Source organism: Undibacterium sp. TJN25 (assembly GCF_049339885.1).
Classification (GTDB): Bacteria; Pseudomonadota; Gammaproteobacteria; order Burkholderiales; family Burkholderiaceae_D; genus Undibacterium.
In genome coordinates, this window is the sequence record NZ_JBMPPM010000007.1 from 210,695 (window position 1) to 230,549 (window position 19,855).

The 19,855-nt window shown below is 56.7% G+C and carries 19 protein-coding genes; 2 read left to right on the forward strand and 17 right to left on the reverse strand.

Going from position 1 to position 19,855, the window contains the following annotated elements; translation table 11 throughout:
- Window positions 1-179: 179 nt before the first annotated feature.
- From ACO0LO_RS19020 to ACO0LO_RS19100, 17 genes are all read right to left on the reverse strand, one after another.
- Window positions 180-578, reverse strand: coding sequence for a hypothetical protein (locus ACO0LO_RS19020; protein WP_422966310.1), 399 nt, complete (start codon window positions 576-578; stop codon window positions 180-182).
- A gap of 357 nt (window positions 579-935) precedes the next feature.
- Entirely contained in the window at window positions 936-1,367 is a 432-nt protein-coding gene (locus ACO0LO_RS19025; protein ID WP_422966311.1) for a DUF5990 family protein, read from the reverse strand.
- 64 nt (window positions 1,368-1,431) lie between these two features.
- Window positions 1,432-1,758: a hypothetical protein gene (locus tag ACO0LO_RS19030; protein ID WP_422966313.1), complete on the reverse strand. Its 327-nt coding sequence runs from the start codon at window positions 1,756-1,758 to the stop codon at window positions 1,432-1,434.
- A 171-nt stretch (window positions 1,759-1,929) separates the two neighbouring features.
- On the reverse strand, window positions 1,930-2,358 hold the full coding sequence (locus ACO0LO_RS19035; RefSeq protein WP_422966315.1) for a YybH family protein: 429 nt from the start codon (window positions 2,356-2,358) through the stop codon (window positions 1,930-1,932).
- Between the two features lie 48 nt (window positions 2,359-2,406).
- Window positions 2,407-2,613 (reverse strand): DUF6434 domain-containing protein, encoded by a 207-nt coding sequence (locus ACO0LO_RS19040; RefSeq protein WP_422966317.1) that lies wholly within the window; start codon window positions 2,611-2,613, stop codon window positions 2,407-2,409.
- 240 nt (window positions 2,614-2,853) lie between these two features.
- Window positions 2,854-3,447 carry a sugar O-acetyltransferase gene (locus ACO0LO_RS19045; protein ID WP_422966319.1) on the reverse strand — a complete coding sequence of 198 codons (594 nt, stop codon included), beginning with the start codon at window positions 3,445-3,447 and terminating at the stop codon, window positions 2,854-2,856.
- Between the two features lie 209 nt (window positions 3,448-3,656).
- Entirely contained in the window at window positions 3,657-4,442 is a 786-nt protein-coding gene (locus ACO0LO_RS19050) for a PEP-CTERM sorting domain-containing protein (protein ID WP_422966321.1), read from the reverse strand.
- Window positions 4,443-4,774: 332 nt separating this feature from the next.
- Window positions 4,775-5,143: a 4-fold beta flower protein gene (locus ACO0LO_RS19055; protein WP_422966323.1), complete on the reverse strand. Its 369-nt coding sequence runs from the start codon at window positions 5,141-5,143 to the stop codon at window positions 4,775-4,777.
- Between the two features lie 97 nt (window positions 5,144-5,240).
- Window positions 5,241-5,879, reverse strand: coding sequence for an OmpW/AlkL family protein (locus ACO0LO_RS19060; RefSeq protein ID WP_422966325.1), 639 nt, complete (start codon window positions 5,877-5,879; stop codon window positions 5,241-5,243).
- Window positions 5,880-6,037: 158 nt separating this feature from the next.
- Window positions 6,038-6,859, reverse strand: a complete 822-nt coding sequence (locus ACO0LO_RS19065) for a substrate-binding periplasmic protein (protein WP_422966327.1) — start codon at window positions 6,857-6,859, stop codon at window positions 6,038-6,040.
- A 432-nt stretch (window positions 6,860-7,291) separates the two neighbouring features.
- A complete protein-coding gene (locus ACO0LO_RS19070; protein WP_422966328.1) occupies window positions 7,292-7,771 on the reverse strand; it encodes a cache domain-containing protein in 480 nt (159 codons plus the stop codon).
- Between the two features lie 298 nt (window positions 7,772-8,069).
- A complete protein-coding gene (locus ACO0LO_RS19075) occupies window positions 8,070-8,714 on the reverse strand; it encodes a glutathione S-transferase (protein ID WP_422966330.1) in 645 nt (214 codons plus the stop codon).
- A gap of 72 nt (window positions 8,715-8,786) precedes the next feature.
- Window positions 8,787-9,302 carry a hypothetical protein gene (locus tag ACO0LO_RS19080; RefSeq protein ID WP_422966332.1) on the reverse strand — a complete coding sequence of 172 codons (516 nt, stop codon included), beginning with the start codon at window positions 9,300-9,302 and terminating at the stop codon, window positions 8,787-8,789.
- Window positions 9,303-9,446: 144 nt separating this feature from the next.
- Window positions 9,447-10,466: a dienelactone hydrolase family protein gene (locus ACO0LO_RS19085; RefSeq protein WP_422966334.1), complete on the reverse strand. Its 1,020-nt coding sequence runs from the start codon at window positions 10,464-10,466 to the stop codon at window positions 9,447-9,449.
- Between the two features lie 387 nt (window positions 10,467-10,853).
- The gene (locus tag ACO0LO_RS19090; RefSeq protein WP_422966336.1) at window positions 10,854-11,372 is read right to left on the reverse strand and encodes an REP-associated tyrosine transposase; all 519 of its coding nucleotides are present in this window, start codon (window positions 11,370-11,372) and stop codon (window positions 10,854-10,856) included.
- 249 nt (window positions 11,373-11,621) lie between these two features.
- On the reverse strand, window positions 11,622-16,451 hold the full coding sequence (locus ACO0LO_RS19095; RefSeq protein ID WP_422966338.1) for an NAD-glutamate dehydrogenase: 4,830 nt from the start codon (window positions 16,449-16,451) through the stop codon (window positions 11,622-11,624).
- Between the two features lie 479 nt (window positions 16,452-16,930).
- The gene (locus ACO0LO_RS19100) at window positions 16,931-17,572 is read right to left on the reverse strand and encodes a TetR/AcrR family transcriptional regulator (protein ID WP_422966339.1); all 642 of its coding nucleotides are present in this window, start codon (window positions 17,570-17,572) and stop codon (window positions 16,931-16,933) included.
- Window positions 17,573-17,774: 202 nt separating this feature from the next.
- Between ACO0LO_RS19100 and ACO0LO_RS19105 the strand changes: the two genes are divergently transcribed.
- Together ACO0LO_RS19105 and ACO0LO_RS19110 are read left to right on the forward strand one after the other, a co-directional pair.
- The gene (locus ACO0LO_RS19105) at window positions 17,775-18,578 is read left to right on the forward strand and encodes an SDR family NAD(P)-dependent oxidoreductase (protein WP_422966341.1); all 804 of its coding nucleotides are present in this window, start codon (window positions 17,775-17,777) and stop codon (window positions 18,576-18,578) included.
- Between the two features lie 112 nt (window positions 18,579-18,690).
- Window positions 18,691-19,812, forward strand: coding sequence for a DUF5938 domain-containing protein (locus ACO0LO_RS19110; RefSeq protein WP_422966343.1), 1,122 nt, complete (start codon window positions 18,691-18,693; stop codon window positions 19,810-19,812).
- The last annotated feature ends 43 nt before the right edge of the window (window positions 19,813-19,855 follow it).

Sequence of the window (19,855 nt, forward strand, 5' to 3'; positions counted from 1 at the left end):
CTCCAATAAAAGCTATATCGCTGACAAGCAAACCAAACAAAAAATTCTCTCTATAAAAACTAATTCCGTAGCCACAGACACCCAAGGTTAAAAAAAGCGGAGCAAGAATAAAGATCAATAATTTTCTCATAGCCCATCACATATAAAGATGTCCGCATTTGGCCGGACTACGTAGGTCACTAAGTTCGTCGCTGTCCAAACTCCAACTCATCTTCATGACAATAGAAAAGAATAGATTCGTTGAGATTATGCAGTACGATGGCGTCGTCTCTCGAAGGAGCAAAAATGTTCTGCCAGTTATTTAGAAAATCTTGAGTAGATATAACGCACACGTCGTCGTGACCATATACTATTTGAACCGTGCCAGCGCCGCCTAGTCTATCTTTTATCCAGCTATTGGCAACCGAATAGCTTTCTATTATCAACGATTCGATATCAGACACCGTATCGGTTTTTAGACCGTATCTTGCATTGCTGCTGAAGCCAAGAGCATAGCGGTAGGCATGGGCCGCATGTTCAATATCGAGCCATCGAGCCTCAATACTTAATTCGTAAAATTGTTGTCGGCGATCATTCATACTGCTTCAACAAACCTCCCTAGTTACTTAAAAATTTCTAATTCGCTTGCTCTTCGACGCAACTGGCTTGATTTCTTGACTGGCCGCTCCTGGCCCTTACTAGTCGCCAATAAAAACAATGAAAGTGTTCGCCTTACCAACGGCGACTTGAACGAGCTTAATTATTTTCTCAAGTGTTCACGGCCTTTAATCAATTTTTGAAAACTAAGTACAGTTCCGTAGGCTGGGCTACTGGGTTATCAGCCCAACGTTCTATACTTATAGTGGCCGTATTCATATGCGAAGGCTGAATGTTGGGCTGATGAGGCACTAGCCCAACCTACAAAACCATACCCCCCACTGTTCGGTATATGTCATTCAAAGCAGCACCCAGGAAATGGGGCGACTTCCGCCGATATTTTCTCCGGTTGAAGTCACTCGCGGGTGATGGTCAAGCAACACCGCGACCAATGGCTTCTGCTGGTCAAACGCATTGCGCACATCGTCCCAGGCAATGCCGCCAAGCGGGAGCTTTATACGCTGGGTAAGCGTTCCCTGCGACTCACACCAAGCCAGGTACAAAAATCGCCCTCCAGGCGGCCCATGCGCGAAAGACCCGCTGAATACAGGCTCGCTTGATTTCCCGGGCTTCACTTGCAGCGTCAGGTCGAATAACACTGTTCCGTCAGGGGCCGGGATACCCAAATCCAGGTGGCCCGACTTGTCCTGCATGCCGAACGTTCCCGGCTTCCGGCTCCATTTCAACGGCCCGTTGCCATCGTAGATTAGCCTAAGGCGTATTGAATCCATTTTATGAACGTCCTATCATGAGTGCCGGGTTCTGGTTATTTACAGTCATCATGAACGCAATCTCTCAGACCCGGCCAAACACTGCATCCAATGCGGCCAGAGTCCAGTGACTTGTTCTGTCATGCGGATGGACCAATATTTCCCCCTTGTCAAGCAAATGGCCCAGGCGCTGTCGAATAAGGCGTATGGCAAGATTCAGGGATTGCATGGAACTCTCCCCCACGATGTCGGAATATCGCCTATCCACTCCGGCTAACGCTGTCGGGCACGCCCATGCATTTGGCCTCCGATACGGCACACCTATGGCAGCTTGAATCAATACTTCCGTGCCATCTGCCTGTAACCAAAGAATGTCTTCAGTCGCGATGAAACCTGGGTTTTCGATTTTCAATTAAGGCCTCCTGTCGAAGCTTTGGGTTTGCGCCCTTCGCGGCTCCGTGATGTCAGTTGCGTAGCTTGGGCTAGCCCAGCATTCGATGCCTGCCGAGATATTATGGATATGCGAAGGTTGAGTGTTGGGCTGATAACTCTTAGCCTAACCTACCGTCTGCCAGACATAGCTTTACCGCTTAAGTATCGCCTTCGTATCTTCAAATCCCACAGGCGCCGACGTATGTTCATGAACGATCTTCCAGGCGCCCCCTTCCAGCTTCAGCACCCACGTAAGCCGGTTCTGCATCGCGCGCAGGCTGACGCCTTCTGCCGAGATCGCCGCATAACTCCCTATCGCGCTGACCGTCGCCAGATCCGTGCCGGCGACGACCTGAACCTCGTCCATGTTCACCAGCACTTTCTCGGTGCCCAGCGAAGAAAACCACTCTTCTATCATTCCTCGCCATGCCGCCGCACCTTCGTAGGACCATACGCCCCAGGTGTCGAATACCCTTACCCGGTCGTCGTAGAGGCGCATGAAGGCATCCACATCCTTACTGAAGACCGCTGCCTTATAGGCGTTCAGCATGAGCAAAATCCGGCTATCAAGATCGTTCATTTATCTCTCCTGCTTATGCGCGGCTGTAGGCCTTAGCCACCCAACGCGCTATCCGTTGCGCCTGAGCCATTCGTCCACAACGTCGCCCATGTTTTTGCTTGTGCCGTTGCGTATCCATGCCATGAAGTCGCGGTCGAATTTGAAGGCGGGGCCGCATTGCAGCGTCATGAAGCGGCGCACGTTTTGCGTGTTCTTGTAAGTATCATCCACCGCGGTCGTGCGCGTGATGGGATTGCCATGCCAGTCGAAATCCATTTTTACTTTTTCCTTACACAGAGCTGTACATGGTGAATGCAGCGGGTAATGTAGAAAGAACGCAGAAAGAAAAGCTTACGGCATGTTGACATAGAAACATTGTCAATGCAACATCAGAGTGCAGTGGCAGGATGGCGTGGCATGACGGCTATTTCAAGGCAGCCAGATCGTGAGGATGGAACGGCTGCCTGCCCGGTTACCTTCGTTATCCGTCCGGAAGAAAGCCGGTAGCGCTGCAGTTCAGGCCAGCGCCCTGATCACCCGCGCGGGATTCCCTACCGCCACCACATTCGCCGGAATATCCCTGGTCACCACCGCGCCTGCGCCGATCACGCTGTTTTCGCCTATGGTTACACCGGCCAGCACGATGGCGCCGCCGCCCAGCCAGACGTTGTCGCCGATGACGATGGGTTTGGCGGCTTCGTATTTGGCGCGCCTCAGGTCGGCCTCTACCGGGTGGGTCGGCGTCAGCAGCTGTACGTTGGGGCCGATCTGCACGTCGCGGCCTATGGTGATGGCAGCCACGTCCAGTGCGACCAGGCCGTAGTTGGCAAAGGTGCCGGCGCCTATGCGGATGTTGAAGCCGTAATCCACGTACAGCGGCGGCTTGATGTGGACCTGCTCTCCCAGCTCGCCCAGCAGTTCTTGCAGCACCTGCTGCGCCTGTTCCAGGTTCTCTGCATAGCGCGCTTCATAGTTGCGGGCCAGTAGGTGGGCGCGGCGGCCGGCCTGGCTGAGCTCGGCATCGTCGGCAATGTACAGATCGCCGGCGAGCATTTTTTCTTTCTGGCTGCGGGTGTCGCCGGGGTCGGCGTCAGGCTTGTTTTGTGCCATGGATCATCTCCTGCATGTGGGAATATAAGGGCGGAGGTTCATCATATAGCATGCTGCACTTGGGTTCCGGCGGTGGGCTTGCGGCGGCCAGGGCAGTTGCCTGCCATGCTCCTCGCCAAAAAAAATGCCGCCTGGTCTGCACCGGGCGGCATCATGGCGCGAAGTTGCGCCGGGCTTACATCATTGTTGAATACTCTGATTACTTCTGATTACTTCTTTTTACGGCGGCGCACTGCTGCCATGCCGGTCAGGCCCAGGCCGAACAGGGCAATCGACATTGGTTCCGGTACATCGGCCGGTGGCAGCACGGCGCCGAAGCCGTCCAGGTAGGCGTAACCGGTATGCGCGGTGGGGTTGCAGTCTGCGGCCAGCAGCGACAGCGTAAAGTCATGGCCGGACAGGCTGGCATCGATGTTCAGCTGTTCCAGCTGCCACTGGGATGTATAGAAGAAATCGCCGCTGGATGAAAAGCGGCCATCCACACCGCCGCCGCCATCGCCTGCGTTGTAGACGCGGCGGATGACATCGGTGTTGTTGGTGTCGTCATGCAGCACGATCATCATCAGCGCGGATTCATCATCCGAGTGGCCGCCGTTTTCCAGCACGGCTTTCCACGCGAAGAAAATGTTGGCATCGGTGTAGTTGGTCACTTTCTGGCTGATGACGGAGGCATAGCCACCGCTGGTGGTGTCTTCGGCGCGGTAGGAGTAGTTACCGTTGTAGACAGTACTGCCCAGCAGGCCGCCCAATATCGGATCCACTGTGCCTGCGGAAATGAGGGAGGAATGATTTGTGTAGGAGGCGTTGTACAGAGCGCCGCTGGGCAGGAACAGATCTGGCGTCATGCCGGCGTTCAGCGTATTGCCACGGTATCCGGCGCCTGTTGTCCAGCCGCTGGTATTGCCGTCTTCAAAGCCGCCGTTGACGAAAGGGCTGGCAAAGGCGCTGCCGGTGGACATCAAGGCGATTGCAAGCGCCAAGCTAAGTTTTTTCATTAAGTCGTACTCCTGATTTATCAAAGTTAATTTTTAAACAATACTGCACGGGCTATATAGCAAAGCCTGTGCCAAAATAATTAACTTTTTGGAATCAATGACTTAAAATTTAATATTAATATATCTATACTTTTTGTAAAGTATTTCGACATATTACGTTACATTTAGTTACGCAATCTTGGCCAGAAAAAACCGGGAAATAAATTTTTGAGCAAAGCTGCATGGCTTACCCACCGTTTCGGTGATTTTTAGGCACCCCATGATGAGGGCTCAGGATGCTCTGGTCCGCTGGCTTGTCCGAGGGCAGCGCTGACGCCAGGAAGCTGGCGACTTTAGCTTGCCAGCAAGGCGCCCCACCCCATCCTGGACCAGGCGCCCGGCGGCGCTGCAGGCGCCGGCGGCGTGGGCGGCGCAGATGGCGTATTCAAGGTGGGCGGCACTGCCGGCGTCGGTGGCACCGGAGGCACGGGTGGTGTGGCGCCGACAGTGTGGCCGGGGGTAAAGGCGACAGCGCCGGCCTGGCGGTCCCGGAAGATGCCATCCATGAAAAAGCCCAGGTGTTTCGCGCGCAACGAGAACAGGCCTCGGCCATGCACGAAGGCGATGAACTGCATGCGGGTGTCGAATACATAGGCATGCGTTGCGTCGTACCAGCCTACATGGGTGCAATTGCGGTCGAAGACCGGTGTCATCGTTGTCATCTGCGGCCCTTTCTTTTCACCTGAAAAGGACAGTGTATCAGTGTATGCGCGGAGGGCATTGCCGCACAATGCCGGCAATGCCTTCGCCAAGCGGATTTTAGAAGCGGTAGCCTGCGCCCACGCCTATCATCAGCGGGTCCACCTTGACGGCGCTGGCCTTTGCACCGGAGATATACACATCGCTGCGGATCTGCACTTTTTTCACATCGACGTTGAACGACCAGTGCCGGTCCACCTTGTAGTCGAAGCCTGCCTGCAGCGCCAGTCCGGTGCTGCTGTTTTCCAGCGAGCCTGCACCGCCCAGCAGGTTCACGCTGGAGATGCGGGTGTAGTTCACGCCCGCGCCTACGTAGGGGTTGAACTGCGCTTCCGGCAGGAAATGGTATTGCGCCAGCAGTGTCGGCGGCAGATGCTTGAAGCTGCCGATGCGCTTGCCGTCCAGTGTCACATCATGCTTTTGCGGATAGGTCAGCACCAGTTCGGCAGAGATATTCGGCGTGAAGAAATAAGAAATATCCACTTCGGGAATGGTCTTCTCCGACACGCCCAGGCGGTCTGCCACACCAGCACCGGCGATGGGGTCGGACTTGTCTGCCGGCGCCAGGTGGACTGCGCGTACCCTCAGCATCCACGGGCTTGCTTCTGCAGTTGCCGCGGCATTTTCAGCATTGGCCGCAGTTGCAAAGAGTGTCAAAACGGCCGCGCTCAGCGCGGAAATCATCACTGCCTTTTTCATGTTTACTTCCCTCATCGTTCGTCATTGGTATAAGGAGAAGTGTAATCATGCGACGCAATAGCAGCCTTGATCTGCATCAAGACCCGGCTTGACCTAGATCAAGGAAAGGCGATACGGGAGCGGCAGGACAAAAAAGTCAACTAAGAGTCAATTAAGAGTCAGTTCAGCACGCTGTTGGATTGCTTCAGTATGCGGTAGGCCGCCGCCAGTCTTTGCATGACCTGCTCTGCGTTGGGCACACGCTTGTTCAGTATCAGGAAAAATTCGGCGCGCGCCAGCTCGCGATAATCCACCGCATCCTGGCCATGGATATTATTCAGCGCGAACTCCGCCGGCCTCTGGTAATCCAGCACGAATTCCGCGCGGCCGACAAGCAGCATCTTGAAGGCGGCTTCATGCGTATACGCATCGGTCACCCGGATCTTGTTGACGGGGTCCGTCACACGCGCAGCCATGCCGTCATAGCTGTAACCCGACAGGACGATCAGCGACCTGCCCTTGAGCTCTTCTATCGACTTCGGCAGCGCGCGCCCTTTTAAGCTATACAGGTTGATGCTGTTCAGCAGTATTCTTTCGGGGCTGTACAGGACATCGCTGATGCCGCGCGGGCCGACAAAAATGCTGGTCTTGCCGGAAGCGATATTGGCCTTGATGCGGTTCAGCGGATAGCCGGCCAGCGTATAACGAATACCGGTCTGTTTCAGCAGATTCTCTACTAAATCGACCATGGGGCCGCGCACGGGGCCGTTGTCGTCGACAATAGAATAAGGAGGGAAATTGACAAAGGCGGCCTCCAGCGTCAGCGTATCGGACGCATGGGCCGTATTGGCCGCCTCGGTACCGCGTGCAGCTGCCGCATCATGGGCGAAAAAACAAAGGCCGGCAACCAGCATGCAGCAAACGGCAGATACCGTGAAAACCATGGATTTCATCGCGCGCGCAAGCGACAGTGCCTCCGGTTTTGGTACAGCGTTGTGCATCGCCTGTCCCTTGCAAGTGTTTTTTATGGATTGCTTCCGGCGCTGCTCTGCTTCGGCCGATGGTGAGGCATTTGCTTTTCTTTGCCAGCCCCTCTTTTGCTACTGCTTGATGGCAGGGCTCACTTTAGAATATTACCACTACCGAATTCATCCACAAACCTCCTGCTACGTAAACCCACAGGAAAAGTTGCCGCGTAACACGGGGTGGCCTGGTCCGTATGGCATCAAAACGACAAATGTCATTAAACGTAACAATTCGAGGAGGTCAGCCTGGATAGGGAAAGTTGAACACCTGCCAGCGGCAAAGCAGCTGTCACAGCAGCTAGCGGAAATAAGACGGCCCCGCCATGCACTACGCATGGCGGGGCCGCTTTGAATTGCGACAGCATGGCATGGTTCTATATAAATCTGGAACCACGCCACGCTGTTTTTTTATTTAACGTAAGTTCCCACGCACACCATCGTGTCGCCGGCGCCGCGTTCGCAGTAGGATTTTTTCAGTTCATATCCCTGGCTGTTCGGGTTCGTGAATTTATACGGACCGTACCAGCCTTTGCCGGATTTTTTGACCAGATCGATCTCGCCCTTGATGAAGGCATTGCCGTCGCCGTCTTTCAGCGCGATCAGGTTCTTGCCTATCATTTTTGGGTTCGCACCTTGCGCCAGGCAATTGCCGTCGAAGTCATACACGAACACGTACAGGTCCCTGTCCTTGAATGCACCGTCCGGGTGTTCGGTGAATACCTTGTAGGCTTTTTCAGGGCCGGCGGATTTAATCAGCGCCACCGCTTTTTTCACCATTTCCTGCGCTTCCGGCTCCGTGCCCCGGTCTGCTGCCGCGTAGGCGACAGAAGCGCTCATGGAAAGGGCGAGGCAGGCAGCGGATGCTGCGATAGAAAAGTATTGTTTCATTTGGTCTCCGAATTTGATGTAGGCGATATAGGATTTTTTGGGTGTCCGTTGTTCAGTAGCGGCGGATCAACAAAAACATGCGCTGCATACGCTAATATGTAACGATATGTTTCCGCATGGCACTATGCTATTACAATGAATTCAAAGGCACAAGCTTGGCATGTGAATTGTTGTTTTGGCTTACCAATGAAGCTGCTGCGACCCTGCTCAACACACTTGAACTTCACGGAAGAAGCCCCTTGATTCCACCATGCGGAACCAAGGGACTATGCAGGCTATCAAGCTGCCAGCGATTTAATCAGGACTCGGCGGGATTTTGATAGGTGCCGTCGCCAAACGGCGCCGCCCTGAATTCCGCCAGCAGCTCCGCCTGCCGCGAAAACTCCTGCAGCTGCGGGTAGGAAGCTGCAGGCACGACATCAGCCACCATCTGCTGCAGGAAATTCCACGTCACTGCCACCGAGACGCCGGCCTGCGTCATCGTATCGCTGGTCACCGCCAGCGGTGCGGCTTTCAATTCGGCTTCCAGCAAATCCAGCGCTGCCAGCAACTGGCCGGCGACGCGCTCCATCCAGGGTGCATGCACTTTCTCGGCAGGCCGCATATTATGCTCATAGACAATCTGTACGCCCTTGTCCAGGGCCGCCAGCGCCAGACCGATAGTGCGCAGCGTATGCTGCCGTTGCTTGATATCAGCCGGCATCAGGCTCTTGCGCGGCGCGGCCAGTGCCTCGGCATAGTCGATGATCAGCGTCGATTCCATCAACACCTCGCCGTCATCGCACACCAGCGTCGGCGCCTTGACCACGGGGTTGATCTGCTTGAACTGGTCATAGGTGCTGAACACAGACAGCGAGCGGTGTTCAAAGCGCAGGCCCAGCAGCTGCAATGAAATCGCCGTGCGGCGGACATAAGGTGAATCCAGCATTCCTATCAGTTGCATCAAAGCTCCTTTGCGTGTTGGAAGATCGGTTTACTGCAAATGCGTTTTTGGCTCATTTGAGCTCATTTTTGTTCACTTGGATTTTGCAGCGCTGGCGGGCGCATCCATGGGCTTGGGCGGCAGGCTGTAGTAGCGCATCAGCGTCCTCGCCTGCTCCGGTTTCAGCACACGCGTGTGCGCCTGCCGCAGTGCCTCATCCTCGGTGTACATGGAGCGCAGCAACAGCACGCGGTAGACATCCATCTGTTCTATCTCGGTCTTGCAGCGGAAGTGGCAGTAGGATTTATACGCCTTCAATATTTCCTCCCACAGCGCCAGATTGGCATTGCGTTCCGGATCACGCTTGTAGAGGTCCACCGCCTGCTCATAGGAAATACCGTCTATCTTTTCAAACGCATCGGTAATCGTGTGGATGCGCTTCAGGAAGGCGGGCGCAAGGTCCACCTGCGGTGGAGAGGTGGAAGGAGCTTTGAATGGGGCTGGTGCAGCTGGTACAGCGAGGGCAGCGGGGGCGGAGGCCGCCAGCTGGGCAGAGGCCAGAGACGGAAAGGCAGCCGCTGCGATAGCCAGAAGTGGAAGTAGACGCATGGTATTCATCACTGAAGAGTAGGATTTTGAAGCGGTCGGCAGGCCGATCGATGACACGATAGTACGATAAAACTCTCATACACGCATCTGGAAAGCCGGTGTGCCGGCGATATGAAAAATACTTTGCGCCGCGCGCATGCTTCCCTATTGCAGATGAAACGCTTTCTGAAGGAATACTCTTACATCCGCTTCCGCCCTGTTTCCCTGCTCAATATTAGACCCTGTGGACACGCCACGGATCAGGCAAGCCTTGATCAACTCCTCCACCGCCGCCAGCGATGCCAGCTTTTCTCCTGTCAGCAGATAGCGGTATTCACCGTGCTCCATATCAAACTGAACTTGCGGGCACTTTTGCGCCGATGTTGCCATCGGGTGGTATTTGAAATAGGGAGTGGTATTATCAAAATCATGATAAGCGCCGGGATACACATGCACCTCCACCTGCTGCTGATCCCGCTGCATGATTTCCGCAAAATTCTGGCACAGCCTGGCGGGTGTGTAGTTGTCCTTCTCTCCCAGCGCCATCATCAGCGGCGCGCCGCTCAGTCTGGGCGCCGGCGTGGTCCACCAGACTTGCGGGCAGCCGGGATAAAAAGCGATCAGCGCGGCAAACCTGGTATCGTCGTCAATGATGCCTTTCCGGAAGGACTCCATCGTCATTTCCAGCGCCACCCCGCCGCCTCTTGAAAAACCGATCTGGCCGATTTTCTGCGGATCTATACGCGGATCGGTCGCCAGCAGCCTGAGTGCCGCCAGCGCATCGGCATCGTTTGCGGCGGCATTCAGCTTACCCTGGTCGGCTTCGGTATTGGCGATGTTACGAGGGCCGAAAGAATCGACAACAAACGCGGCAATCCCCATCTCATTAAAGGCACGCGCCCAGCGCTGCACATCCTTATCCTGCAAACCCGCCGACCCGTGCGAAATCACCATCGCCGGGATGCGCCCTTTTATCTCCCTGGGCAGATAAAGATTTGCCCAGATAACAGTCGGCGTCTTGTCGTATTTACGGTGCACCAAGTCCCATTTGGATTTGGGTGTGACGCTGTTGAAATAGATTTTTCCTTCAGGCTGCGAGGACAGGTCGGTGTAGACTTGTTGTGCAGCCGCGAGTATCGGCAGGAGGAAAAGGGTAGCGATGGTCAGAAGTGAAGATAGGCGCATGGGGTCGAAAAATGGCGAGAAAGATTCTGAGGTTTGACGCTCATGGTACGATAAAAATCTAGTCACAATGCCAGGAAAGTTGGAATCGTTTGCAGTTATTCAGAAAATGTTGGGCGGATAAACGCTAGCCCAACTCACCGCTTCAAAAGGAACTCCGCTATATCTGTAGGTTGGGCTAACGCTTTATCAGCCCAACATTTCCAAAATCACCGGCCCAGCTTTATTCAATAGCCTGTGGTTACGCACAGAATGTTGGGCAGATAGAGTTTTAGCCCAACCTACCGTCCCAAGATCGGTTTCGCTAAATTGGCAAGTTGGGCTAACGCTTCATCAGCCTAACGTTTTCAAAATCGAAAACACCTCCTTATAGCGCCTGGTATTTCGACGCTATTCCGCAATATTCACATCTTCGAGAAACGCCCAGCCGGCATCCAGATTTCCCAGCATAATTTCCCGATGAATTGAGGAATACGGCCAGTCGGCTGCCTTCTCTACATAGCCATGCTTCACTGGATTAAAGTGAATATAGGCCACATGCTTTTCCAGGTCATCGTCGTCTCTGATCTGGTGTTCCCAGTAACGCCGCTGCCAGATGCCACGCTCCCGCTTCTTCCTTCTACTATCCGGAACAATTTCTACTTTCGGTAGCGCTCTCGAAAAAGCGGCCTTGATTAAAGACCAACGCAAAGGAAAATTGGCGTCACCTTCCGGCAGACGCCAGATCGCGTGCAAGTGATCCGGCATCACCACCATGGCGATGACGTCAAACGGGTTTGATTGTTTAACCTGGCGAATAGCACTGCGAAGCAAATCCACGTGCTCAACAAGAAGTTGGCTTTTTCTGTCAGCCAGACTAACGGTAAAAAAATAGGTAGCGCCGGGGATATCGGATCGTCGGTATCGCATGGTAGCTATGTTAAGGGGACTTAGACTGGCGATGCACCTCAATCTTATCCGTGTTTGCAAACTGATTTCGCAGGTTGGGATGACGCTCCGTCAACCCAACATCTCCAGATTCAACGGTACAGTTTCATTCAGCAACCTGTGGTCATGCATAGAACGTTGGGCAGATAAAGCGCTTGCCCAACCTACCGTTCTATGCCGGCTTCGCAAATTTGGCAGGTTGAGCTAAAACGCTATCAGATCAGGCAGCATTTACGCCAGCATTCTCAACTCCCGTAACAGCACTGACAACATTGCCAGATCCGACTCGCGCGCAGCCTTCACATCGGCCATCACTTCATTCACGCGCACCAGTGCCTTGCCGCTGTGCTCCGCCCATGCTGCCAGCAATGCGTCCGGGTCTTTCAGGTCTGGCGAATGGGCCAGGATGCCTGCTGTCATCTGGCGTTGCAGGCTGGCGAGGTCGTCGCGCATGGCGGCTCTGGCCATGGTTTGCCAGTGGGTGTCGGACGGCAGCTTGCTGATCTGCGAGGCGACCCAGCGCAGGCCGAGCTTGCCGCCCAGCTTGAAGTACAGCGCGGCGGCGAGTTCTACCGGGCGGCCGGATTCGTGCGAGGTTTCCACTACGTCCAGCAGCGCATACATATTGTCGAGGCGGGCGATGGTTTGCGCCACCTGTTCCGGCACGCCCTGCTCTGCCAGCGTATTTTGCGCGGCGCGGCAGGCGTTCAGGTCTTCTTCCGCCAGGTAGCTGCCGGAATCGCGCGCGATGACGGCGGCGCCGGGCGAGAAGAATTCCAGTACCTGCGTGATCGGCATTTTGATTGAGCGGCGGCGCAGGAACCACAGCGTGGCGCGCAGGATCAGGCGGCCGGCGTCAATCAGCATTTCAGACTGGGCCTGGGCCGGCACCTTGCCGTCCAGCGCATCAATCTCTTTCCACAGCTTGCTGATGCCGAACACTTCGCGCGCCAGGATGAAGCAGCGCACCACTTCCGGCGCAGTGGCGCCGGTTTCCTCGCGCATGCGGTGCACGAATACGCTGCCGGTGCTGTTGATGGTGTCGTTGGAAATGACGGTAGCGATGATTTCGCGCTTCAGCGGATGGCGCGGCATGATGTCGGCAAAACGCTGCTGCAAAGCTTGCGGGAAATAGCTGGTCAGCGCCTGTGCGACATAGTCGTCATCGATCAGGTCGGACTTGATCAGCTCATCGAACAGTTCCATCTTGCTGTAGGCCAGCAGCACCGCGCGTTCCGGCGATGTCAGGCCCTGCTTGGCCGCCTTGCGCTCGCTGATTTTTTCTTCGGACGGCAGGTACTCTACCGCGCGGTCCAGGCGGCCGGCTTTTTCCAGGTGGCGGATGAAGCGCGCCTGCGCATCCAGCATCCTGTCGCTGCGCACGCCGGAGACCGCCAGCGATTGCGTCTGGTAGTAATTGTCCTTCAGCACCAGCAGGCCGACTTCATCGGTCATGCTGGCCAGCAGTTCATTGCGTTCGCTTTCCGGCAGCGCACCGCCTTCGATGACGGCGTTCAGCAGAATCTTGATGTTGACTTCATGGTCGGAGCAATCCACACCGGCGGAGTTGTCGATTGCATCGGTGTTGATGCGGCCGCCGTGCGCTGCATATTCCACGCGGCCCAGCTGCGTGCAGCCGAGGTTGCCGCCTTCGGCGACGACCTTGCAGCGCAGCTCATTACCATTGACGCGCAGGGCATCGGTGGCACGGTCGCCCACGCTGTCGTGGCTCTGGTAGCTGGCCTTGACATAGGTGCCGATGCCGCCGTTGTACAGCAGATCCACCGGCGCCTTGAGGATGGCGCGCATCAGTTCCACCGGTGTCATGCTTTGCGCATTGATGTCCAGCGCCGCCTGGATTTCCGGCGACAGCGGAATGCTCTTGGCGCCGCGCGAGAACACGCCGCCGCCAGCCGAGATCAGCGATTTGTCATAATCTTCCCATGACGAGCGCGGCAGGTTGAACAGGCGCTCGCGTTCGGCAAAGCTGCTCGCCGCCTCCGGCGTCGGGTCCAGGAAGATATGGCGATGGTCGAAGGCGGCGATCAGGCGAATGTGCCTGGACAGCAGCATGCCGTTGCCGAACACGTCGCCGGACATATCGCCGACGCCGGCCACGGTGAATTCGGTACTTTGCGTATCGACGCCGAATTCGCGGAAGTGGCGCTTGACGCTTTCCCATGCGCCGCGCGCGGTGATACCCATTTTCTTGTGGTCATAGCCGACCGACCCCCCGGATGCAAACGCATCTCCCAGCCAGAAATTGTATTCGGCGCTGATGGCATTCGCATAGTCGGAGAAGGTCGCTGTGCCCTTGTCGGCGGCAACGACCAGGTAAGGATCGTCCGAATCATGGCGCACCACGCCTTCAGGGTGCACGACCTTGCCTTTGATGAGGTTGTCCGTCAGATCCAGCAGGCCGCGCAGGAAGGTCTGGTAGCAGGCCACGCCTTCTTTCAGATAGGCTTCGCGGTCGGACGCAGGCGGCGCGGCTTTCAGCACGAAGCCGCCTTTGGAACCCACCGGCACGATCACCGCATTCTTGACCATCTGCGCTTTTACCAGGCCCAGCACTTCGGTACGGAAATCTTCTGGCCTGTCGGACCAACGCAAACCGCCGCGGGCGACCTTGCCGCCGCGCAGGTGAATGCCTTCCACCCTTGGCGAGTAAACGAAGATTTCAAACATCGGCCGTGGCTGCGGCAGTTCCGGTATCTTGCTGGAGTCGAACTTGATGGACAGGTAAGGCTTGCGCTTGTCGCCCTCGCCTATCTGGTAATAGTTGGTGCGCAATGACGCCTGCAGCACGGCCAGGAAACGGCGCAGGATAAAATCTTCATCCGCCACCGCAACCTTGTCCAGCTGGCCTTCAATCGCCGCTGCTGCCATGGCGATGGACTTGTCGCGTCCTTCGGAATGGGCAGGCACAAAGCGCGCATGGAACAGGCGCACCAGCGCCTGCGTGATGCCGGTGTGCTTGGACAGCGTTTGCTCTATGTAGCTCTGGCTATAGGTAAAGCCTGCCTGCTTCAGGTATTTTGCATAGGCGCGCAGCATGACGATCTCGTCGCTGGACAACGCGGCAGCCAGGGTCAGGCGGTTGAAGCCATCGTTCTCCACCTCTTTGCCCCAGATGCGGGCGAAGGATTCTTCAAACTTGGGCTTGACCTGCTCAAACTGCAGATCGCCGAAGGTGTGGCTGAGGCCGAAGTCATGGATGTGGATGGGCGGCAGGTCAGCGCGCTCTATCACGTATGAACGCTCACTTTCCACGCGCACACCCATGTTTTCCAGCATCGGCAGGCTGCCGGACAGCGGCACTGCCTGGCCCAGGCTGTACAGGCGGAAACGCAAGGTACTCAGCGCATCGGATTGCGCGTCGGCCGGCGCCGGGCGGTACAGGGACATCGCGATCGGCGCAGCGCTGCTGAGGCTGCGGCTGGCCAGGAAATCGTCCACCGCCTGGTCCACCGAGACATCTTCGCGGTAGGCGGCGGGGAAGGACAGGGCAAATTCGCGGCGGGCCTGGTTGGCGATCTCTTCGCTCTTCATCTTGCCCAGGTGCTCGAACACGCCCTCTTCCCAGCGGCGCACGGCAGCCGCAAGCTGCGCTTCCAGCGCCTTTACATCCACCGGCTGCGTAGGGCCCGGATCGGTGCGCACCAGCATGTGCACGCGCGCCAAGGCGGATTCGGACAACTGCAAATTGAATTCCACGCTGATGCCGTTGAAGGCGCGTTTCAGTATCTCCTGCATACGGATGCGGACTTCGGTGTTGTAGCTTTCGCGCGGCAGGTAGATCAGGCAGGAATAGAAACGCGCATAGTCGTCGCGGCGCACGAACAGGCGCGTGCGGCTGCGCTCGCCCAGGTGCAGGATGCCCATGACGGTATTGAACAGCTCATCCTCGCCGATCTGGAACAGCTCATCGCGCGGCAGCGTCTCGAAGATGGACACCAGGCTCTTGCCGGCGTGGCTATGCTCCGGGAAGCCGGCACGCTGCATCACGCGCGACAGCTTGTTGCGCAGCAGCGGGATTTCTTTCGGATAAGCGTGGTAGGCGCTGGACGTATACAGGCCGACAAAACGGCGCGCGCCTGTGACCTTGCCATTGGCATCGAAAGTCTTGACGCCGACATAGTCGAGGTAACCGGCGCGGTGTACCGTAGCGCGGGAATTGGCCTTGGTCAGCACCAGGATCTGCGGCTTGCGGGCCAGTTCGCGCACTTCGGGCGACGACTGCACAAAGCTTTCGGAAATACCGCCGGCTTTCGGCTCGCGCAAGATGCCCAGACCGGAATTGGCGACGATGTACATCACGTCCTGGCCGTTTTCTTCTTTCAGCTCATATTCACGGTAGCCGATGAAGGTGAAATGGTTGTCCGCCATCCAATGCAGGAAGGCGCGTGCTTCATCCAGCTCTTCCAGCGGCACGACCTTGGCGGCGCCGCCCAGGCTGGCCAGGATTTCCGGCACTTTCTGCGTCATCTGCGGCCAGTCTTCGACCGAGGAACGTACATCGGACAGTATCCTGCCCAGGCCTTCTTCCAACTCGGCCAGGCGCTTGGGATCGGTGATCTTGTCCAGCTCTATATGGATCCAGCTTTCCTGCTTCTTGCCGCCCTGGCCCGGCGCCAGCGATGAACATACGCCCTTGGCATCGCGCTCGGCGGCAAACAGCGGGTGGACGATGAATTGCACGGCGCCGCCCTGACGGTTGATTTCCATGGAAATGGAATCGACCAGGAAGGGCATGTCGTCATTGATGAATTCCACCACGGTGCGGGCGGCATCCCAGCCGTTGTCGCTGAGCTTGGGATTGAAGATACGGATTTTGGGAGCGCCGCTGGCAAACTCGCGGCCGAACTGGTAATGGGACAGGGCGATTGCAGCCCAGGTTTTGGGGTCGCGGGTAAGAAAATCTTCCTCGTCGACATCGCCGTAATACTGTGAAACGAATTGCCTCGCCTGTTCTTGCTCTGCGGCAGCAACGGATTGAGCCATGATTTGCTGAATTTGTGCGACAAAAGCCGCCTTGCCTTGTTCTGGAACTGAAGACATAAAAACTCCTGAGTTTCTTGTTGTGCGGACAGTATAGCTCCGCTTGCCGACCGGCGCGCAAGTTTGCAGTGTGGCCAATGTGGCGGCTAATTTAGCCGGTAGATACATGGTTTTATCCGAATTTTATGCGGCGGATTTTGAGGAAATCGGAATGCAGCGGAGGGAAGAAAAAAGGAGGATGCGCGACGGCGCAATAATAAAACGCGTTCGTCAAATATATCAGACAACTTTCATTGCGCGCATTCACTCTCCCGCGTGCGGGATAGGGTTCGGATGAGGGTGAGGAGGATTAAATGAAGCTGATGCCATTCGTAAGCGGCACAGACAAGCTCCGCATTGAATGGCGTATTGCAAAGACGCGGGAACAAATCTCTTCTGCCTTGATTTACGCCCCTCACCCTAACCCTCTCCCGCACGCGGGAGAGGGGATGATCATGGCTGCGTTTTATCCAGGGTACCAACCCGCGGTTTACCGTGAACTAAGCCGCGGCTAAGCCCATCAGTGTGGAGATCGCCTGGCGCACGTCCGCCTGCATCGTCGTCACCGCATCGGCATCGCCGGACAGGTGTTTGAACAGCGCCTGCTGGAACAGGCCGTCCAGCAAGGCATAGGCGGTGGAAGGCGGCAGTGCCGGCGGTATGCCGGAGAGTTCGGAGAAGCGGCTCATCACGCGCCACACCATGTTTTCCAGGCTCTTGTCGATGTCTGTCACATCGGGGCGGAAGGCTTCTTCAAACAGGGCTTGCGAGCGCAGGTCGTACCACAGGCGGTGCATGTGGGCTTCATCGCGCAGCGTGTCGCCCAGCGCCGCCAGGAAACCGGCCATCAATTCTTCCACGCTGGTGGCTTCTATTGTCGCCTTGTCGTAGCGGGTGACGCAGCGGGCCTTGTACTGGCGCACGCTACAGACGATGAGGTCTACCTTGTCGCTGAAATAGTAATGCAGCACGCCGTGCGAGAACTCGGAATTTTGCGCGATTTCGCGCAGGCTGGTGCGGGCATAGCCCAGTGTCGCCAGCGTTTGCAGCGCGGCTTCGCCCAGTTCGGCGCGGCGTTCGGCGAACTTGTCCACGCGTGATGCGGGCACCCTGTCGGCTGGTTTTTCCTTGACTGTACTCATGGTGTTGCTGTGTCGGCATGCTTTAGATACAGAAAGCATAGCACGCCGCCCCTATGGAATGGGCATTTTGTGGCCTGCCCACATCATTTATTTGACAGTTGCCCAAAATAATCTGGACAATTGCCCAATATTTTCTTGACAGTTGTCAAGACGAGTTCTACGATCAATCTGCTTCACCATAAAAAACAAACAGGAGACAAGAATGACCAAGTTCGATCTGACGGGCCGCAAGGCTCTCGTCACCGGTGCTGCGCGCGGCATTGGTGCAGGTATTGCAGAAGCGCTGGTGAAAGCCGGCGCTTCAGTCATGATAGGCGACGTACTGTCCGAGCAAGGGCAGGAAACGGCGCGCAAACTATCCGCCGGCGGCGGCAAGGCCGCCTTCACCAGGCTGGATGTCACCAAGGATGCCGACTGGGCTTCCGCCGTGGCCGCCACCGTCAGCGAGCTGGGCGGCTTCGACATCCTCGTCAACAATGCCGGCATAGAAATCACTTCGCTGATCGTCAACGTGGATGCAGACGACCTGCGCCGCATGATGGATGTCAACGTGGTCGGCTCGCTGCTGGGCCTGAAGCACGCATTCAAGGCCATGCAACCCAAGGGCAGCGCGGGCCAGGGTGGTGCAGTGGTCAATATCTCTTCGGTGGCAGCCACCATCGCCTTCCCTGCCATTGCCGGCTACTCCGCCACAAAATCGGCGGTGGACCGGCTGACACGCGTGGGTGCGATGGAATCGGGAAAACTGGGCTACGGCGTGCGCGTCAACTGCATCTACCCCGGCCTGGTCGCAACCGACATGGGCATGAAGCTGGCGGGTGATGTCGTGGAAGCGGGCCTGTGGCCCAACGTGGAATCGGCCATCGGCGACGTGATCGGCCAGACCCCGCTGGGCCGCCTGGGTGAAGTGCCGGACATGGCCGATGCGGTGGTCTTCCTGTGCTCCGATGCGGCGCGCTTCATTACCGGCGCGGGCTTGCCGGTGGATGGCGGCATGGGCATGTAAGCACCTCCGTATGTAGAAAAAAACATAAACACATCAGCAGCAAGGGGCCGGCAATACCAGCGGCCGGCCCCGCTATGCCCGTCATTTAATAAGCAATCTTCAGGAGACAAACATGAGCAGCAAGAAACCAGTCATAGTGTACGGCGCCTCGGGCTACACCGGACGCCTGGTCTGCGAATACCTGCGCGAGATGAATGTGCCTTTCATCGCCGCCGGCCGCGATGCAGCGCGCATACAGGACGTAATGGACAAAATCCCCGGCATAGAGACCGCGGATTACCAGGTGGTGGAAGTGGAACACAATGTGGAAGCGCTGACCGAGCTGTTCCGCGGCGCGCAGGTAGTGAGCAATATGGTGGGTCCGTTCATCAAGTACGGCCATGAAGTGGCGGAAGCCTGCCTGAAGGCAGGCTGCCACTATACCGATACCACCGGTGAACAGGACTGGCTGCTGGAGGCGCAGGAACGCTGGGGCAAGAAGTTCGCCGAAAAAGGCTTGCTGCTGTCGCCCGGCCTGGCGCAGATGTACACCACCGGCGAGATCGCGGCCAACATCTGCCTGGAAACGCCGGGCATCGATACACTGGACATCCTGGTGCTGTGGAAAGGCATGCCGACTTACGCATCCACGCAGACCATCTTCACAATATTGAAAGCCAAGTGGTACTACCTGGAGCAGAACAAGTTCGTCGAATGGCCGCAAAGCACGCACTTTGAAGTCAACGTGCCCGGCCACCATGTGCCGGCGGTGGTGACGCCGTGGGCGGGCACCGCGCATCCGGTCTGGTTCAAGAATGATCCGCGGGTGGCCAACTGCAAGGCGCTGGGCGGCGTGTTTGCGCGCGAAGTGATGGAAGGTTTTATCGCCACGCAAAAAATGTATGAAGAGCAGATCGCGCCGCTGCCTGCGGACAAGCGGGAAGAACAACTGGCGGCGATTGCAGCATCCATCCAGGCCGGCATACCGCCGCGCGAGAATCCGCGCGTCAATATCTCGCTGGATTCTGTCTACGGTTCCGGCCCGCTGGCACGCGTGCATTGCGTCATCCACGGCAATTGCAACTACAAGCAGACCGGCCTGCTGCAGGCGCATGCCGCCTACACGCTGCTGCAACAGGCGCCGAAACGCACCGGTTTTGCATCAGCCTGCCAGGCTTTCGGCCACCGCGAGCTGCTGGGCGTGCTGCAAAGCTTTGGCCTGGCAATGGAACCAGTGGTCACGATCAATAAATAATAAAATAAGTTGATCTACTTTGTCGGGCGCTGCCTGCACATAT

Excerpts from the sequence above, each read along its gene's own strand:
- ACO0LO_RS19020 (WP_422966310.1), bottom strand. The coding sequence starts at position 578 with ATGAATGATCGCCGACAACAATTTTACGAATTAAGTATTGAGGCTCGA.
- ACO0LO_RS19025 (WP_422966311.1), bottom strand. The coding sequence starts at position 1,367 with ATGGATTCAATACGCCTTAGGCTAATCTACGATGGCAACGGGCCGTTG.
- ACO0LO_RS19035 (WP_422966315.1), bottom strand. The coding sequence starts at position 2,358 with ATGAACGATCTTGATAGCCGGATTTTGCTCATGCTGAACGCCTATAAG.
- ACO0LO_RS19040 (WP_422966317.1), bottom strand. The coding sequence starts at position 2,613 with ATGGATTTCGACTGGCATGGCAATCCCATCACGCGCACGACCGCGGTG.
- ACO0LO_RS19045 (WP_422966319.1), bottom strand. The coding sequence starts at position 3,447 with ATGGCACAAAACAAGCCTGACGCCGACCCCGGCGACACCCGCAGCCAG.
- ACO0LO_RS19050 (WP_422966321.1), bottom strand. The coding sequence starts at position 4,442 with ATGAAAAAACTTAGCTTGGCGCTTGCAATCGCCTTGATGTCCACCGGC.
- ACO0LO_RS19055 (WP_422966323.1), bottom strand. The coding sequence starts at position 5,143 with ATGACAACGATGACACCGGTCTTCGACCGCAATTGCACCCATGTAGGC.
- ACO0LO_RS19060 (WP_422966325.1), bottom strand. The coding sequence starts at position 5,879 with ATGAAAAAGGCAGTGATGATTTCCGCGCTGAGCGCGGCCGTTTTGACA.
- ACO0LO_RS19065 (WP_422966327.1), bottom strand. The coding sequence starts at position 6,859 with ATGCACAACGCTGTACCAAAACCGGAGGCACTGTCGCTTGCGCGCGCG.
- ACO0LO_RS19070 (WP_422966328.1), bottom strand. The coding sequence starts at position 7,771 with ATGAAACAATACTTTTCTATCGCAGCATCCGCTGCCTGCCTCGCCCTT.
- ACO0LO_RS19075 (WP_422966330.1), bottom strand. The coding sequence starts at position 8,714 with ATGCAACTGATAGGAATGCTGGATTCACCTTATGTCCGCCGCACGGCG.
- ACO0LO_RS19080 (WP_422966332.1), bottom strand. The coding sequence starts at position 9,302 with ATGCGTCTACTTCCACTTCTGGCTATCGCAGCGGCTGCCTTTCCGTCT.
- ACO0LO_RS19085 (WP_422966334.1), bottom strand. The coding sequence starts at position 10,466 with ATGCGCCTATCTTCACTTCTGACCATCGCTACCCTTTTCCTCCTGCCG.
- ACO0LO_RS19090 (WP_422966336.1), bottom strand. The coding sequence starts at position 11,372 with ATGCGATACCGACGATCCGATATCCCCGGCGCTACCTATTTTTTTACC.
- ACO0LO_RS19095 (WP_422966338.1), bottom strand. The coding sequence starts at position 16,451 with ATGTCTTCAGTTCCAGAACAAGGCAAGGCGGCTTTTGTCGCACAAATT.
- ACO0LO_RS19100 (WP_422966339.1), bottom strand. The coding sequence starts at position 17,572 with ATGAGTACAGTCAAGGAAAAACCAGCCGACAGGGTGCCCGCATCACGC.
- ACO0LO_RS19105 (WP_422966341.1), top strand. The coding sequence starts at position 17,775 with ATGACCAAGTTCGATCTGACGGGCCGCAAGGCTCTCGTCACCGGTGCT.
- ACO0LO_RS19110 (WP_422966343.1), top strand. The coding sequence starts at position 18,691 with ATGAGCAGCAAGAAACCAGTCATAGTGTACGGCGCCTCGGGCTACACC.